The organism is Bacillus sp. FSL K6-0923, assembly GCF_038630825.1.
GTDB lineage: Bacteria > Bacillota > Bacilli > Bacillales > Bacillaceae > Bacillus > Bacillus pumilus.
In genome coordinates, this window is sequence record NZ_CP152044.1 from 696995 (window position 1) to 713523 (window position 16529).

A 16529-nucleotide genomic window follows, 5' to 3' on the forward strand; every position below is an offset into this window, starting at 1 on the left:
AAAGATGATGAACAAAACAGTGAATGTAGATGAAGTGATCACGCATTTTAGGAACGGAATGACCATCATGTTTGGCGGGTTTGGCGGCGTAGGGTCGCCGCCATCATTGATCGAGGCCATTTTAGAAGCCAATATCAAAGATCTGACATTGATCGGAAACGATGCAGGCTTCCCGCAAATAGGTGTTGGCCGGCTGATCACAGAAGGAAGAGTCAAGAAGATCATTGCTTCTCATATTGGCTCAAATCCAATAGCCGGACAGAAAATGCAGGCAGGTACACTAGACGTTCATTTTTACCCGCAGGGCATTCTAGCAGAAAAAATACGAGCAGGCGGGATGGGTTTGGCAGGCATTGTGACAGATGTCGGCATGGATAGCCTCAATCTCGATGAGAAGCAGCTCGTGCCGTTAAACGGAAAGACCTATATCCTTGAGCCTGCGCTGACAGCGGATATTGCCATTGTGAATGCCCTCAAAGCAGACGAAGCAGGAAATCTGATATTTGATAAAAGTGCACGGAATACAAACCCGATTGTGGCGATGGCAGGAGACTGGACCATTGCGGAAGTGGAAGAGATTGTGCCTGTAGGTAGTCTTCATCCAGAGGAAATCGTGACACCAGGCGTATTTGTGAACCAGATTGTGCAATCAAAAGGAGTGAACTGGACATGGGCATGGGAGACAACGATATAAGACACCGCATAGCCAGACGGGCGGCGCAGGAAATTGAAGATGGCATGATCGTCAATCTTGGGATCGGCATCCCAACCCTTGCGGCTGATTACATTCCAGCGCATTACAACGTATGGCTTCATGCTGAAAACGGCATTATGGGGGCAGGCGCCTCACCAGTACAAGGGGAAGAAGATCCTAATTTGTGCAATGCCGGCGGCTTTCCTATTACGTTAACAAAAGGCGGCTCATACATGGACAGCACGTCTGCTTTTGGCATCATTCGAAAAGGCATGCTGGATATGACCATTTTAGGTGCACTTGAAGTAAGCAGTCAGGGCGATCTTGCGAATTGGATTGTGCCAGGTAAACGAGTACCTGGGATGGGCGGAGCGATTGAGCTTGCGCAGAAGGCGAAAAAGGTTGTGGTAGTGATGAGCCACCTCGATAAACACGGTGAATCAAAGGTGAAATCTGCCTGTACACTTCCTTTAACTGCTAAGTCTTGTGTGGATCTGATCATTACGGATATGGCAGTCATTGAGGTCAAATCGCAGCTGCTCATTTTACGTGAAGTCATGCCGCCGTATCAGCCGGAAGATGTCATAAGGGCGACAGAGGCACCTTTAATTTTAGCGCCTGATGTCAAATCTGTTGTGTAGAAAGGATGAATGACTTGCAGCCAATCACACGTATCAGAAGCTGGATGAGAGAGCACCAAGATGAAGCGATTGCGCTTCTTCAGCAAATGGTGCAATGTGAGAGCACACAAGGAAAAGAACAAGGTGTGCAGCAAATCGTAGCAAATAAGCTGTCCGCCATTGGTTTTGATGTAGATGTATGGGACATTGGCGGAGAAGACCTGCTCGAACATCCGTATTTCTATTCCCCGAGGCGTTCCTTTAAAGAAAGTCCCAATGTCGCCGGACGATTGAAGGGAAAAGGGGGCGGCAAATCCATTTTACTAAATGGGCACGTCGATGTTGTGCCAGCAGGAGATACGAAACAATGGACATATCCACCCTACAGCGGGCATATCATAAACGGGAGACTTTATGGACGCGGGGCAACAGATATGAAAGGCGGAAACGTTTCTTTACTCTTTGCACTAGAAGCACTGCATGCGCTCCAGATTCCGCTGAAAGGAGATGTCGTGTTTCATAGTGTCGTCGAAGAAGAGAGCGGCGGTGCAGGCACCCTTGCAGCCATACTGAGAGGGTATACAGCAGATGCGGCCATCATTCCAGAACCAAGTCATATGAAAATCTTTCCGATTCAGCAGGGATCTAAGTGGTTCAGACTGCATATTAAAGGAAGGGCAGCTCATGGAGGAACAAGATATCACGGCGTTTCCGCTATTGAAAAAAGTATGATCGTTCTTTCGCATATAGCAGCACTTGAAGAAGAACGAAATCAGCGCATCACCGAGCCGTTATTTCAGCATATCCCGATTCCAATCCCTATCAACATAGGGAAAATTCAAGGCGGTGACTGGCCGTCCTCTGTAGCGGATCTGGTCACAATGGAGGGCAGACTTGGTGTGATGCCAGGGGAGACGGTTGAGCAGGCAGAGAAGGAATTAGAAAATTGGATGATGGGACTTGGGGAAAAGGATGAATGGTTCAAAGAGCATCCTGTCGAGGTCGAATGGTTTGGTGCAAGATGGCTTCCAGGCTCAATTGATACTGACCATCCACTTTTAGATCTATTGAAGGAACAATATGAAGCGGTCAAGAAGGAGCCGCCAAAGATCGAAGCCGCTCCTTGGGGAACAGACGGCGGATTACTGTCACAGGCGGCAGGTATCCCGATCATCGTATTTGGACCTGGAACAACGGAGCTTGCCCATTTTCCGAATGAATCCATCGACATTGAGCATGTTATTGAAGCCGCAGAAATTATCGCAGGTACGATGGTGGAATGGTGTGAAGCAGCGGAGTGATATAAAAACGATCACAAAAAAGAAGGCTGTTTCAATCAGCCTTCTCTTTATGTGTGTCCTGCTGCTCACACATATACGTCACTGGGCAAAAGCGAAGAATACCAGATGCCAGTTTCATCCCGCCGCACATGATGCTGAAAAGCAGCATGTTACTCCATGGTTTTCTAGCATATAAAGAACCAGCCACAGTACATATTGTCATTCCACAGGCAATTCGAATGAGCGCTTCCATTAAGCCGAGATTAGGTTTCATTGAAGGTAAATCTCCTTTTTTAAATATTTTAAGTGTGATTTCAAGAAATTGTAACGTTTCATTAATGCGTAACGTGGTTCGTTATGTTACGATAGGGCTAATACAAATGAAGGAGAGTATGTGAATGTCCGAACGTACTTTTAATTGGAGAAACAATGACATCCGCACACAAATCGATGTAGTCGACTCAAAAATAGTTCCAACACTCCTTTTAACGAATGGACTCGTGCTAAACCCGTTTTTAAAACAATGGGTGAAGGCAAATATTTGGATACATGATGATCGAATTGTTTATGTCGGAGCAGAGCTTCCTCAAAATAAATCAGCTAAACGTGTGATTGATTGTGAAGGGAAATACATTGTGCCTGGGTATATAGAGCCTCACGCGCATCCGTTCCATATTTATAATCCCCAATCACTTGCAGAATATGTGTCTCAATTTGGCACAACAACAATGGTCAGTGATAACTTATTTCTTCTTTTGCAGAGCAATGAAAAGAAAGCGCTTTCCACTCTATGTGAATTAAAACAGCAGCCATTTCAGTATTTCTGGTGGTCTAGATACGATCTTCAAACCGAGGTCAGATATGAAGATGAGATGCTTCCTATCAACTATCGCAAGGAATGGATTGATCATCCTGACGTTCTTCAAGGCGGCGAATTAACAAGCTGGCCAAGATTGATGGACGGTGATGATCTCATTTTATATTGCATGCAAGAAACGAAGAAGCAGCGGAAACGAATTGAAGGGCATTTCCCCGGAGCTTCTGAGAAAACGCTAACAAAAATGAAGCTGTTTGGCGCGGACAGCGATCATGAAGCGATGAATGCAGACGATGTGCTAAAACGCTTGTCCCTTGGCTACCATGTCTCACTTCGTCATTCTTCCATCCGCCCAGATTTAGTGAACATTCTAAGAGAGCTGCACGAGCGTGATTTTAGACACTATGATCACTTCTTCTATACAACAGATGGAGCAGCGCCTCATTTTTATGAGGAGGGTATGATTAATCGTTTGATTTCAATTGCCCTTGAAGAAGGCGTGCCTATCATCGATGCATACAATATGGCGACCTTTAACATTGCGAAATACTATCAAATTGATGACCTATTAGGTGTTGTCGGTCCTGGCCGATTGGCTTCTTTGAATGTGTTAGATGATCCAATGAATCCAAATCCTGAAACGGTCATATCTAAAGGGGTTATCCTCAAATTAGATGGCGAGAACCAGCATCAATTTCATGAAACAAAATGGGAAAATGGCGGGCTTGTTCCATTAGATCTAGGCTACGATCTAACGTCGAGTGATTTGCAATTTTCCATGCCGCTAGGTGTCAAAATGAGAAATGCAGTCATCATGGAGCCTTATACAGTGGAGATTGATAACTCTGTGAATCAGCTGTCATGTGATCATGATCAAAGTTTCTTTAGCCTGATTGACCGAAAAGGCGAGTGGCGTGTGAATACGATGCTCAAAGGGTTTGCAAACAAAGTGCAAGGGTTTGTCAGCTCATTTTCGCTCACGGGTGACATTTTGGTGATCGGGAAAAATAAAGAAGATATGATGCTGGCACATAAGCGAATGAAAGAAATCGGCGGGGGGATCGTCCTCACAGAGAACGGGAAAATTTTGCACGAAATTCCGCTGCAATTATCAGGCTGTGCATCTGCTGAACCGTTTGAGACTGTTCTTCAGCAGATACAAACCTTACGCGAGCTGCTCATTGAGCGAGGCTATCCGTTTGATTGCCCAATTGATACACTTGTCTTTTTCCAAAGTACACATTTACCGTATATTCGAGTGACACCAAGAGGAATATTTGATGTCATGAAAAAAACTGTACTCTTTCCGTCTATAATGCGTTAAAATATAACAGAGTGGAGCTGTATCATCTTTGCCACATTTCTGACAGCTGTTATAGGTCAGACGTGAGCAGTGGATCTCTTCACTGGCATGTAAGTGAAAATGCTTATGTGGAGTTGTTGAAGCAGAGGGCTTTGACATGACGAGTGAAATGCCCTGATTGAAAAATGAATCTGTCGGTTACGCTGGCCGACCAACATATTTTGAATAATTGATGAGCGAGGCGGGGCGCATGTTTGTGGTCTCGCCGAGCTTTCCGCACAGCCTGTATTTTTAGGGCAGACCTAATTAAGCAGAAGTGATCTTGATATCGGAAGCAAACAAGTTTGTCAGATTGTCGAACAAGGAAAATGACAGAACTTGTCGAATTTGTATACGATAAAGAAGCTTCGGCTTACGAAAGAACTGACGGCATTTCCAGCGTATAACCAAACCTGTCATGATTCGTTCAAAGCTCATTGCTGAGGTTGAAAAAAATTAGTCAGGAAAGATACCGCTTTCTCCGCAGATTGTCGTGCGAAGCGGTGCCAATAGTAAAGGAGAAGATGTATAAAGATGCAAATTGATAAATTAAGGGGCAAAAGCTTAGATCAGTTATTCAACTCCATCTTATCCCTTAAAGACCTGGAAGAATGCTATCGATTCTTTGATGATTTGTGTACCATCAATGAAATCCAATCTTTATCACAGCGTCTTGAAGTAGCGCGTATGCTTCGCGAGGGGAACACGTATCATAAAATTGAGACGGAGACAGGTGCGAGCACTGCAACCATCTCACGTGTCAAACGCTGCTTGAACTATGGAAATGATGCCTATACGATGGCACTTGACCGCGTAGCAGAACAGCAGACAAATGACGAAACAAAATAAAGCAGCTTTCACTGTAAACAATCCTTTTCAACAAGAATGGCGTTGTTTACAGTTTTTTTTATGAAGAGCGCTGAAAAGACAAGCAAGGACTGGCTGAGTGAAGCGGGTCCTGTTTTTTATTTTAGCTCGCCGATAAACCATCTTTCGCCTTCGTAAGAGATGCCATCTTCGTCAGCGATGATGTCTTTAAAACCTATGATTTGCCTATCCTTTGGCACAGATAAACCCCATTCCCTTTGAATGTTTCTCGCACCGGAAAGAGGCAGCCAACTCTGATCATCATCATGTCTATTGAAAAAGTCTTTAAAATAGGAATCTCCTTTAAACACAATGATTTGTGAACCCCATAATTCAGTGGCATCTACTGTAACCACGACACGATATACTTCTCCATCAATTGGCTTCAAATCAATGAGATGTTCAGCTCTATTTATCAGTGTCTGGATGGACAATCGCTTGATTTTTTGAGGTGTTTTGCTTGTACAAATAAAATCATAAGCAACCGGTAGAGGCAGATGCCAATAACTTTGTTCAATATCTGCCGGGAACTCTCGTGTACTTTCCTCAATTCTTGTCACCATCTCATTCGTCTTCCGTTTCATCCCGCGAACCTTTTTCTCACGCATCCTCCAACTCTCCAATTCCTGGTCATTTGCCCTAAGTTCTTTATACGCGATTGAGCCAAAATGTCAATTGAAAAAAAGGTGCAAAAACGCACCTTTCTCAAACTATACGGATGGCTGTGTTCCTGTAAAGATAGGCACTTCACTTGTCTGACCATCCTCTTGTCTATAGACAATATGTTTCTCATTAAAATGAATGGGAGATTCAATTCCAGCGGCTGCGGATAAGTTAAACAAGCCTTCTCTTAGAGAAAGGATATAATTGCAAACTCGGTATTTCTTTTCTTCAATTGATAAACCCTTTTGCAGCTTTGGATCAGTTGTGGCGACCCCGACTGGGCATTTATTCGTGTGGCACACTTGGGCGCGAATGCATCCGACTGAAAACATGAGTCCTCGTGCGATATTGACAAAGTCAGCACCCATGGAAAGGGCAATTGCAATTTTATCAGGTGAGAGAAGTTTGCCAGAAGCAAAGAGTTTTACCTGATCTCTGACACCGTATTCCTTCAATATTTGATGAACCATTGGGAGTGCCGTGAAAATCGGCAGCCCTGCGGCATCTGCCAATTCATGAAAGGATGCACCAGTGCCGCCTTCTCCGCCATCCACTGTAATGAAATCGGGATGCTTTCCGCTTTTTTTCATGTACGCTGCAAGCTCTTCAATGTTTTCTTTATGTCCGACCACAAGCTTGATGCCGACAGGCTTTCCACCTATACTTCTCAGCTGTTCAATGAAATCAAACATATCCGGAATGGAGTGGAACATCTCAAATCGGTTTGGGCTGTCAATGGATTGGTGGGGCGGCAATTTACGGATATTCGCAATTTCTTCGGTGACTTTTTTGCCGTCAATATGACCGCCGCGTGTTTTAGCTCCTTGTGCCAGTTTCAGCTCAAAGGCTTTGACTTCCTCATGCTCGCTTTTTTTCTTAAATTCTTCAAAGGAAAAAGTGCCATCCTCTGTTCTCACACCAAATAGACCGGGCCCAATTTGGCATATGATATCGGCTCCGCCCTTGAGGTGATAGGGAGAAAGCCCGCCTTCACCAGTGTTCATCCACGTACCGCCGACCATCTTTAATCCAGAGGATAGTGCTGTAATGGCCCTGTCGCCTAAAGATCCGTAGCTCATGGCAGACTGTCCAATCAGGCCTTTTACACGGAAAGGCTTTTGACATGTGTGCTCGCCAATCACTTGGACATCGTCTTGATGGAGATAGTAAGGTTTTGCTTCAACCTCTTTGGTATGTTCACTTCTTCGCAGTAAATTGTCTTGATCAATCTGGTACACTTTTGTTTGGATTTTTTCAGTTTGATCGATGCGTAACTCATCTCGCTGCTTTGGAAATAGGACGTTGCGAATGTAGTAACCAGGCTTGTCAAAATCACGTTTTGATCCAAAGCCCATCGTCCGGCTTTTGTACTTCCCAGACATGACAGCTTGCTCGTATTCTCTTCTTGAGAAAGGAAGCTCCTCCCGATCATTCAGAAACAGATATTGGCGAAGCTCAGGTCCTATTTTTTCAAAAATAAACCGCAGTTTTCCAATGACCGGATAATTTCGCAGGACAGAATGCTCTTCCTGTTTTTCATCTCGCACCCAAATCCAGATGAATAAAATGATTGGTATGATGAAACAAATTACTAATAGTGCGCCAATGACAATGAAAGTTGTTGTCATGAAGATCCCCTCTTTTCTCTATCATTGCTGTTGTTATTCCACTTTTCATTGAAAGAGAAACCACTTCAACAGATTGTGATGTTTAGAAATGAAAAGGCGGGGTAACTTACAAATAAGATCATAAGGGGAGGGAACATACATGAATAAGCGTCCGAATGGGTATGTACTTGCAGGATTAGGGGTTGGTGGTGCTGTGTTATTAGCAGTAAAAAACAAACAGCATCTCAAAAAATGGGCAAGCATGTTCCGCTCAGATGAAAAGATTCCTGAAAAAGCTGGACACCCTGATCCATTAGATATTCAAGACAACAAAATGGTCGATGAAGGGGCCATGACATCCGTCCATTATTTCAATGAAGTGAGACAATAGTTTGGAAAAACCGTTTTGACCATTCAAAACGGTTTTTTCTTGTCTTTCTTTTGATGTTATATCGAAGAGGATCGACAATCGTAAAACCGATCAGCCCTTTGTGTTCAGGCGTCGAGAAATGAAATTCAATGCCTGATAAATGACAGGTTGAGAGAACGTCCTGATCTGTAAAACGTAACGAAAGCTCATCCTCATAAACAGGTGCATGCTTCAAAACCTCGGCTTCTTCTGCGAATAACTCCAGACCAGCTACTCGGCCCTCTTTGTCGATATCTGCGTTTACACATTCATTCACATCTAATTCAATGGTTTCTTTGATTGTCCCGATTCCCACAGGCAGGAGATAGATGTATCCGATGTCGATCGTTTGGTCATATGTGATGGTTCTTTTCAAGTGGGTCACCTGCTTTATGTATGGTTTTTTGAACAATAGTAAAATGTCCCTTTATTGTATAATAACATGTGGTGATACAAAGCTTTCCTATCAGTGAACGGTCAAAGATCAGCCATCTCAGCTCCTAAATGTTTTCAGCATTCTATCCTAAAGTCACGAACACCATTTTCAAAAGAATGAAACTTTTAGCTGAAGGAGGTTACCCATTTTTTGCGGTCACTGATTTTGTTATAATATTTAAATGGAATGAAACGAATGGAGGAACATTTTTCATGTATGATGTTACCGAGTGGAAGCACGTCTTTAAACTCGATCCAAATAAAGAAATATCCGATGAGCAGCTAGAGGCGATTTGTGAATCTGGTACGGATGCTATATTGATTGGCGGCAGTGACAATGTGACAGAGGACAACGTGCTCCAGTTGATGTCAAAGGTCCGCCGGTTTCTTGTGCCATGTGTGCTCGAAATCTCAACACATGAAATGATTGTGCCGGGCTTCGATCTGTATTTCATCCCGACCGTCTTAAACAGCTCTCACCCTGATTGGATTGTTGGGCTTCACAAGGACGCGATGAAGGAATTCGGTGATTTGATGTCAATGGAAGAGATCGTGCCTGAAGGCTATGTGATTTTAAATGAAGAATGTAAAGCGGCCAAGCTCACAGAAGCAAATACAGCGCTGGACATCGATGACGTAAGAGCATATGCAAGAGTGGCAGAGCATTTGATGAAGCTGCCCATTTTTTATCTAGAATACAGCGGAACGCTTGGAGATATAGAGCTTGTGAAAGAAACGAAAGCAGTGCTTTCTGATACGGTTCTTTTTTATGGCGGAGGCATTGAAAACGAAAAACAGGCAGAAGAATTTGCACAGCATGCGGACGTGGTTGTTGTAGGAAACGTCATTTATGACAATTTCAAAGAAGCATTAAAGACAGTGAGCGCAGTCAAAAAATCATCATAGTCAAACAAGACGAAACGGGTTAAAATAGAACATAAGTTCGAATTGGCGGTGAATGGAATGAATGAAATATCGAATCATCTATTAGAAGGGCTGAATGACGCGCAGAAAGAAGCGGTCAAAGCAACAGACGGTCCGCTACTCTTGATGGCAGGAGCAGGGAGCGGAAAGACACGGGTGCTCACACATCGAATTGCTTACTTAATGGCAGAAAAGCATGTGGCTCCGTGGAACATTTTAGCGATTACGTTTACAAATAAAGCAGCACGTGAAATGCGTGAGCGTGTACAAGCCATTTTAGGGCCTGGTGCGGATGACATTTGGATCTCTACGTTCCACAGCATGTGTGTGCGTATTTTACGACGCGATATTGACCGTATTGGGGTAAATCGCAACTTTTCTATATTAGACACGTCTGATCAGCTTTCAGTCATTAAAAACATTTTAAAAGAACGAAATATCGATCCTAAAAAGTTTGATCCACGCAGCATTTTAGGTTCAATCAGCAGTGCAAAAAACGAACTCATTGACGCAGAGGAATACGCCAAAACAGCCGGTGATTTCTATGATCAAGTGGTCAGCGACGTCTATACAGATTACCAAAAACGATTACTCAAGAACCAATCACTCGATTTTGATGATCTTATTATGATGACGATTCGTCTGTTTGAGCGCATCCCTGAAGTATTGGAACACTATCAGCGAAAATTTCAATACATTCATGTCGATGAGTATCAGGATACGAACAGAGCGCAGTACATGCTTGTGAAACTGCTCGCTCAACGTTTTCAAAATATATGTGTGGTCGGTGACTCAGATCAGTCCATCTATCGCTGGCGTGGAGCGGATATTACAAACATTCTCTCCTTTGAAAAAGATTATCCTTCTAGTGAAGTGATTTTGCTTGAGCAAAATTACAGATCAACTAAACGCATACTGAATGCCGCAAACACGGTGATTCAAAACAATTCAAACCGTAAGCCGAAAAATCTTTGGACAGAAAATGATGAAGGAGCAAAGATTGCCTATTACCGTGCAGATAATGAATTCGGTGAAGGACAATTTGTTGCTGGAAAGATTCATCAGCTTCATCAGAGTGGCAAGCGTAAATTATCCGATTTTGCGATTCTTTATCGGACCAATGCTCAGTCTCGTGTGATAGAGGAAACATTATTGAAGTCAAACATTCAATACAACATTGTCGGCGGCACGAAGTTCTATGATAGAAAAGAGATCAAGGACATTTTGGCGTACTTACGCCTAGTAGCTAACCCAGATGACGACATTAGCTTTGCACGAATTGTGAACGTACCAAAGCGCGGAATCGGTGCTACATCTGTTGATAAAATTGCGGCATATGCGGAGATGAATGACCTGTCTATGTTTGAAGCACTTGCTCAGGTAGATTTCATTGGACTCAGTGCAAGGGCAGCCAATGCGCTTGATGAATTTAAACAGCTCATTGATCAAATGACAAATATGCAGGATTATTTATCTGTCACAGAATTAACAGAAGAAATCCTAGAGAAAACAGGCTATCGTGAAGCACTGAAGGTAGAAAAAACAATTGAAGCACAAAGCCGTCTAGAAAATATTGACGAGTTTCTCTCTGTGACTAAGAACTTTGAAGAACAAAATGAAGACAAGTCCCTTGTGACCTTCCTGACAGATCTCGCCCTTGTCGCAGATATCGATAAGCTGGATGAAAATGAGGAAGAAGATCAGGATGCGGTCATTTTAATGACGCTTCACGCAGCAAAAGGTCTAGAATTCCCTGTTGTCTTCTTAATGGGCATGGAGGAAGGTGTCTTCCCGCACAGCCGTTCATTAATGGAAGATGCAGAGATGGAAGAAGAGCGCCGCCTTGCTTATGTAGGCATCACACGGGCGGAAGAAGAGCTCTATTTATCAAGTGCCAAGATGAGAACACTCTTCGGCCGGACAAACATGAACCTTGAATCAAGATTCATTCGAGAAATACCAGCCGATTTATTGGACAACCTAAATGAGAAAAAAGAAACGAAAACACCATTTGGCCAAACAAGAGAAAGACCGCAAAGACGGGGACCTGTCTCACGTCCGCAAACTCAAACCATTCAAAACACAGGCGGCGGAAGTATTGGCTGGGCTGTGGGCGATAAAGCGGCTCATAAAAAATGGGGCGTTGGAACGGTTGTCAGTGTAAAAGGCAGTGGAGACAGCACAGAGCTTGATATTGCCTTCCCAAGCCCTACAGGCATTAAGCGTCTTCTCGCAGCATTTGCGCCAATTGAGAAGCAATAAACCAATAGGACTTATAAAACGGATGAATTGAAAGGAAGAAGCAGATGGATAAAGAAGCAGCGAAACGCCGGATCGAGGAACTGCACGAGATTTTGAACCAATACAACTACGAATATCATACACTTGATCGTCCAAGTGTTCCTGACGCTGAATATGATGCGCGGATGCGTGAGCTGATCTCTTTAGAGGAAGAGCACACTGATTTAAAAGCAGCGGACTCTCCCTCGCAAAGAGTAGGAGGCGCTGTGTTAGACTCCTTCCAAAAAGTGCGTCACGGCACACCGATGCTCAGCCTTGGGAATGCATTTAATGAACAGGACCTTCTTGATTTTGACCGCCGGGTTCGTCAAGCAGTCGGTGACGATATCGCATACAATGTCGAGCTGAAAATTGATGGACTCGCTGTTTCTCTCCGTTATGAAAATGGCGTGTTTGTCCGAGGTGCTACACGTGGAGATGGGACAACAGGTGAGGATATTACTGAAAACCTCAAAACCATTCGTTCCATCCCGCTCAAAATCAAACGTCCTTTGTCAATTGAAGTGAGAGGCGAGGCATTTATGCCAAAACCTTCTTTTGAAGCATTAAACGAAAAAAGATTACAAAACGAAGAAGAGCCGTTTGCAAACCCGCGTAATGCGGCGGCAGGTTCACTTCGTCAGCTTGATACAAAAATTGCGGCGAAACGAAACCTTGATATTTTCGTCTACAGTATAGCGGAGCTTGATGAAATTGGTGTTGAATCGCAAAGCGAAGGACTTGATCTTCTCGACGAACTTGGCTTTAAAACGAACAAAGAAAGACGGACGTGCCAAACGATTGAGGAAGTGATTGAGCTCATTGAAACACTGAAAACGAAGCGTGCCGACTTTTCATATGAAATCGATGGAATTGTGATCAAAGTCGATTCGTTAGCACAGCAAGAAGAGCTCGGCTTTACAGCAAAAAGTCCCCGCTGGGCGGTTGCGTACAAGTTTCCAGCTGAAGAGGTTGTGACGAAGCTGCTTGATATTGAACTAAGTGTCGGGCGTACAGGTGTCATCACACCAACGGCGATCCTTGAGCCTGTCAAAGTAGCAGGAACGACAGTGCAGCGTGCTTCTCTTCATAATGAAGATTTGATCAAAGAAAAGGATATTCGCCTTTTTGATCAAGTGATTGTGAAAAAAGCGGGCGATATTATTCCGGAAGTCGCAGGCGTACTGATCGATCAGCGTACAGGAGAAGAAAAGCCGTTTCACATGCCGACTGAATGCCCAGAGTGTCATAGTGAGCTTGTGAGAATTGAAGGCGAAGTAGCTTTACGCTGCATCAATCCAGAATGTCCTGCCCAAATACGTGAGGGACTCATTCACTTTGTTTCCCGCAATGCAATGAACATTGATGGGCTTGGCGAGCGTGTCATTACACAGCTTTTCCAAGAACAGCTTGTCTCTCGTGTGTCCGATCTTTACCGATTAACGAAAGAAGAGCTCATTCAACTTGAGAGAATGGGCGAAAAATCTGTCGATAATTTACTGCGTTCGATTGAGCAATCGAAAGAAAACTCTTTAGAGCGTTTACTATTTGGACTCGGTATCCGATTTATTGGCTCTAAAGCGGCAAAGACCTTGGCGATGCATTTCGGCGATATCGATCAATTAAAGCAAGCGACGAAAGAACAATTACTCGAAGTCGATGAAATCGGTGAAAAAATGGCTGATGCTGTCGTCACGTACTTTGAGAAAGAAGAAATACTCAATCTGCTAAATGAACTAAAAGAGCTTGGGGTCAATATGACCTATACAGGACCAAAACCGGTGAAGGTTGAAGAAAGTGATTCCTATTTTGCAGGCAAAACCATTGTGCTGACAGGGAAATTAGAAGAAATGGCGCGAAACGATGCAAAAGAAGCGATCGAAGCATTAGGCGGTAAACTGGCAGGTAGTGTGAGTAAAAAAACAGATTTAGTCATTGCTGGAGAAGCAGCGGGAAGTAAGCTGACAAAGGCAGAAGAACTCAATATTGAAATTTGGGACGAAGCTAAAATGCTCGAGGAGCTAAAGAAATAAGAGGAGTGTTTTCTATTGAAAAAGTTGTTATTGCTGCTGACAATGCTCACACTGGTATTGTCAGCGTGTGCACCTTTTGGGGGAAAGGATGAGGAAGAGGTCACACAAAAAACGGATGAAACGAAGGAAACAGCCATCATCCCGATGTACAATATCTCTGACTCTTATTACAAAATGGTGCTGCCGTTTAAACAAGGAGCTGCGAGAGGATTAACAGCAGAGCGTCTCAACACACGCTTGGACATCGATGAATTTGAAACAGGACTCATGCGTCTCGCAACAGAGTCATTTAATACAAACGACTACCTTTTCCAAGAAGGACAGCATTTAGATGAGGACACTGTCCTCAGCTGGCTGGCGCGCAAAAAAACAGGCAGTGATCTGAAAAAGGCAGAAAAAGAAGATAAGGACTTTAAGAATTTAGGCTTAAATCCTGCTCTCCCGAACTCAGGTTCAACAAAGTCTAAAAATGAAAATAGTCCAATTTACTTAGCTTCGATGCTAGAGCATAATTACTTAATTCGAAAAGATAAAAACAGCTTACAGCTTGGCGGAGTTGTCATTGGACTTGCGCTGAACTCTGTTTATTATTACCGTGAAAATATCGGTGATCCGCAGCAAGAAGTGACGATCGATTCTTCGAAAAATTCAAAGAAACTACTGTCAGAAGGCGAAAAAATTGCTGAACAAGTGATCAAACGAATTCGTCAAATGGATGGGCTGCAAAAAGTGCCTGTCATGATTGCCCTTTATAAGCAAGCACCAAAATCATCTATCGTGCCAGGAAACTTTATCGCCAAAACAGATGTGAAAGCAGGCTCAGCTGATATTGGCAATTGGGATACGATCAAAGAGGAGAATGTCTTCTTCCCTTCAGATAATGCGAAAGGCAACTACAAAGATGATTCCGAGCGATTTGACCGCTTCAAAACAAAAGTCGAAGACTACTTCCCGAATTACACGGGTGTCGTAGGAAAAGGCTTTTACAAAAACGGGAACCTGCAAAAAATGAAAGTCGAAATTCCAATGCAGTTCTACGGAAAAACGGAAGTCGTAGCCTTCACGCAATATTTAACAGGTGAAGTGATGGATTACTATAAGAGTACCAATATCGAAATTAACATCACATCATCAGATCAACAAGAAGCCTTGATCACGAAAAATGCTGAAGACAAAGAACCAACCATCCATATATATGACTAAATAAAAACCGCCTTTTGGCGGTTTTTTAAATTAGGAAAAATGTATCAAATTAAGAATATATTGTTATAAAAAGTAGAAGTGTAGAAAATAATGTATTATTATGGGTGATAATGAAGAGAAAATGGAGACAAATATGAAAAACAAATCATTTTACTTTTTATTAGGGGGACAATCCTTAGCTAATTTTGGGGATTCGTTATATGTCCTCGTTTTAACCATCCTGACATATCAATTAACAAATTCTACACTGATTGCTTCAATGGTGGCTGTCTCGCAGTTTGTTGGACAAGCACTTGGGGCGGTACTTATTCCTTTCTTTATGTATCAATTTAAGCTAAAAAGACTCATTATCTATTTACAAATGTGTCAAATTGCTTTCTTCGGCTGCTTGATTTTCATTTATATTCTACAATTATCAACTTTTACTATTCCTTTCTTTTTTATTATTGTATTTTTCCTTTCTTTGATAGATGGAGGAACGATTCCTGTTCGAAATTCGATGATCCCGCGTTTAGTAGAAAAGAACTTTTTACTAAAAGCTAATAGTTATATCTTAACTTCTGACCAAATGGTCCTTTTACTAGGCTGGCTGTTAGGAGGGCTGTTTATTGGCATTCTTGGACCACAGTTTCTCCTATTGACGACACTTGTTTTATACAGTTTGTCGCTCCTATCTATGCTCTTTATCATTGATACTGGGGCTGCAGCTAAACAAGAGCAACAGTCTGAATCATTTACTACAAGGGTCTTTTCAGGATGGAAGCTCATGTATGCTAAGCCTACTATTCGAACATTAACGATATTAGAAATGCTATCCATGAGTGGTAGAAGTATATGGACTGGTGCCATTATTCTTGTGTATGTCACAGAAGTCTTACACCAGCCAGAAACATGGTGGGGCTTTATTAACGCAAGCTATTTTGGCGGAACCATTCTAGGCGGCCTGCTCGTACTGCGGTTCGCAAAACATGTGGAACAGCGTTTGTTTGATCACATTTTTTACAGTTCGGTGATCGTTGCTGTGCTAACCCTTTGTTTAGGATTGAATCATTCTGCATGGATGAGTTTGTTGTTTGTCTTTTTATTAGGGCCAGCCTTTCAGCTTCGCAGCATTTCCATTCGGACCTATGTACAAGATACACTGAGTGAAATTGAATTGCCCAAAATACTATCAGCTCAACATACACTATCAACTTTTATATACGGGATGTCCATTCTCGTTATGAGTACCATGACCGATCTCTTTGGGGCAAGAGTCGTCTTTTTTATAAATGTCGCCCTGTTTACTGTGTCGGCCTTCCTAGCGTCTAGATTAAAAAATGAACAAATTTAGACATTTTATCTCAATTATTTAC

The 16529-nt window shown here is 42.9% G+C and carries 15 protein-coding genes; 11 read left to right on the top strand and 4 right to left on the bottom strand.

Features of this window, described 5'->3' with window-relative positions; all coding sequences use genetic code 11:
• The first annotated feature begins 7 nt into the window (after positions 1–7).
• Genes MHI16_RS03580 through MHI16_RS03590 form a run of 3 tightly spaced genes read left to right on the top strand, consistent with a single transcriptional unit; the run spans position 8 to position 2615 of the window.
• Positions 8–694 (top strand): CoA transferase subunit A, encoded by a 687-nt coding sequence (locus tag MHI16_RS03580; RefSeq protein WP_081042348.1) that lies wholly within the window; start codon positions 8–10, stop codon positions 692–694.
• Positions 670–1335: a 3-oxoacid CoA-transferase subunit B gene (locus tag MHI16_RS03585; protein WP_058015519.1), complete on the top strand. Its 666-nt coding sequence runs from the start codon at positions 670–672 to the stop codon at positions 1333–1335. Before MHI16_RS03580 ends, MHI16_RS03585 begins: the two co-directional genes overlap by 25 nt.
• Before the next feature lie 14 nt (positions 1336–1349).
• Positions 1350–2615 (top strand): peptidase, encoded by a 1266-nt coding sequence (locus tag MHI16_RS03590; protein WP_058015518.1) that lies wholly within the window; start codon positions 1350–1352, stop codon positions 2613–2615.
• A 31-nt stretch (positions 2616–2646) separates the two neighbouring features.
• Here the strand turns inward: MHI16_RS03590 and MHI16_RS03595 are convergent, their stop codons facing one another.
• Positions 2647–2868: a DUF2892 domain-containing protein gene (locus MHI16_RS03595; protein WP_058015517.1), complete on the bottom strand. Its 222-nt coding sequence runs from the start codon at positions 2866–2868 to the stop codon at positions 2647–2649.
• Positions 2869–2992: 124 nt separating this feature from the next.
• On the opposite strand from MHI16_RS03595, the gene MHI16_RS03600 reads away from it, so the two are divergent.
• Together MHI16_RS03600 and MHI16_RS03605 are read left to right on the top strand one after the other, a co-directional pair.
• Positions 2993–4735 carry an adenine deaminase C-terminal domain-containing protein gene (locus MHI16_RS03600; RefSeq protein WP_061407002.1) on the top strand — a complete coding sequence of 581 codons (1743 nt, stop codon included), beginning with the start codon at positions 2993–2995 and terminating at the stop codon, positions 4733–4735.
• Between the two features lie 552 nt (positions 4736–5287).
• The gene (locus tag MHI16_RS03605) at positions 5288–5602 is read left to right on the top strand and encodes a YerC/YecD family TrpR-related protein (RefSeq protein WP_058015515.1); all 315 of its coding nucleotides are present in this window, start codon (positions 5288–5290) and stop codon (positions 5600–5602) included.
• 116 nt (positions 5603–5718) lie between these two features.
• On the opposite strand, the gene MHI16_RS03610 is transcribed toward MHI16_RS03605, so the two are convergent.
• Positions 5719–6228, bottom strand: coding sequence for a DUF3916 domain-containing protein (locus MHI16_RS03610; protein WP_058015514.1), 510 nt, complete (start codon positions 6226–6228; stop codon positions 5719–5721).
• A gap of 102 nt (positions 6229–6330) precedes the next feature.
• The gene (locus MHI16_RS03615; RefSeq protein ID WP_058015513.1) at positions 6331–7911 is read right to left on the bottom strand and encodes an FMN-binding glutamate synthase family protein; all 1581 of its coding nucleotides are present in this window, start codon (positions 7909–7911) and stop codon (positions 6331–6333) included.
• 139 nt (positions 7912–8050) lie between these two features.
• Between MHI16_RS03615 and MHI16_RS03620 the strand changes: the two genes are divergently transcribed.
• Positions 8051–8281, top strand: coding sequence for a hypothetical protein (locus tag MHI16_RS03620; protein ID WP_058015512.1), 231 nt, complete (start codon positions 8051–8053; stop codon positions 8279–8281).
• Here MHI16_RS03620 and MHI16_RS03625 read toward each other — a convergent pair.
• Entirely contained in the window at positions 8262–8675 is a 414-nt protein-coding gene (locus tag MHI16_RS03625; RefSeq protein WP_058015511.1) for a DUF2283 domain-containing protein, read from the bottom strand. The two genes, MHI16_RS03620 and MHI16_RS03625, sit on opposite strands and share 20 nt — an antisense overlap.
• A 272-nt stretch (positions 8676–8947) precedes the next feature.
• On the opposite strand from MHI16_RS03625, the gene MHI16_RS03630 reads away from it, so the two are divergent.
• The 5 genes from MHI16_RS03630 to MHI16_RS03650 all read left to right on the top strand — a co-directional run bounded on the left by MHI16_RS03630 (position 8948) and on the right by MHI16_RS03650 (position 16507).
• Positions 8948–9640 (top strand): heptaprenylglyceryl phosphate synthase, encoded by a 693-nt coding sequence (locus MHI16_RS03630; RefSeq protein ID WP_058015577.1) that lies wholly within the window; start codon positions 8948–8950, stop codon positions 9638–9640.
• 57 nt (positions 9641–9697) lie between these two features.
• Positions 9698–11920, top strand: a complete 2223-nt coding sequence (gene pcrA, locus MHI16_RS03635) for a DNA helicase PcrA (RefSeq protein WP_012009165.1) — start codon at positions 9698–9700, stop codon at positions 11918–11920.
• Positions 11921–11964: 44 nt separating this feature from the next.
• A complete protein-coding gene (gene ligA / locus MHI16_RS03640; RefSeq protein ID WP_058015510.1) occupies positions 11965–13971 on the top strand; it encodes an NAD-dependent DNA ligase LigA in 2007 nt (668 codons plus the stop codon).
• 42 nt (positions 13972–14013) lie between these two features.
• Positions 14014–15174 carry a CamS family sex pheromone protein gene (locus tag MHI16_RS03645; protein WP_235567085.1) on the top strand — a complete coding sequence of 387 codons (1161 nt, stop codon included), beginning with the start codon at positions 14014–14016 and terminating at the stop codon, positions 15172–15174.
• Between the two features lie 133 nt (positions 15175–15307).
• Positions 15308–16507, top strand: coding sequence for an MFS transporter (locus MHI16_RS03650; protein ID WP_058015576.1), 1200 nt, complete (start codon positions 15308–15310; stop codon positions 16505–16507).
• Positions 16508–16529: the final 22 nt, after the last annotated feature.

Bases quoted from the DNA above. Each gene is read 5' to 3' on its own strand.
- MHI16_RS03580 (WP_081042348.1), top strand. From the start codon at position 8: ATGAACAAAACAGTGAATGTAGATGAAGTGATCACGCATTTTAGGAAC.
- MHI16_RS03585 (WP_058015519.1), top strand. From the start codon at position 670: ATGGGCATGGGAGACAACGATATAAGACACCGCATAGCCAGACGGGCG.
- MHI16_RS03595 (WP_058015517.1), bottom strand. From the start codon at position 2,868: ATGAAACCTAATCTCGGCTTAATGGAAGCGCTCATTCGAATTGCCTGT.
- MHI16_RS03600 (WP_061407002.1), top strand. From the start codon at position 2,993: ATGTCCGAACGTACTTTTAATTGGAGAAACAATGACATCCGCACACAA.
- MHI16_RS03605 (WP_058015515.1), top strand. From the start codon at position 5,288: ATGCAAATTGATAAATTAAGGGGCAAAAGCTTAGATCAGTTATTCAAC.
- MHI16_RS03610 (WP_058015514.1), bottom strand. From the start codon at position 6,228: ATGCGTGAGAAAAAGGTTCGCGGGATGAAACGGAAGACGAATGAGATG.
- MHI16_RS03615 (WP_058015513.1), bottom strand. From the start codon at position 7,911: ATGACAACAACTTTCATTGTCATTGGCGCACTATTAGTAATTTGTTTC.
- MHI16_RS03620 (WP_058015512.1), top strand. From the start codon at position 8,051: ATGAATAAGCGTCCGAATGGGTATGTACTTGCAGGATTAGGGGTTGGT.
- MHI16_RS03630 (WP_058015577.1), top strand. From the start codon at position 8,948: ATGTATGATGTTACCGAGTGGAAGCACGTCTTTAAACTCGATCCAAAT.
- pcrA (WP_012009165.1), top strand. From the start codon at position 9,698: ATGAATGAAATATCGAATCATCTATTAGAAGGGCTGAATGACGCGCAG.
- ligA (WP_058015510.1), top strand. From the start codon at position 11,965: ATGGATAAAGAAGCAGCGAAACGCCGGATCGAGGAACTGCACGAGATT.
- MHI16_RS03645 (WP_235567085.1), top strand. From the start codon at position 14,014: ATGCTCACACTGGTATTGTCAGCGTGTGCACCTTTTGGGGGAAAGGAT.
- MHI16_RS03650 (WP_058015576.1), top strand. From the start codon at position 15,308: ATGAAAAACAAATCATTTTACTTTTTATTAGGGGGACAATCCTTAGCT.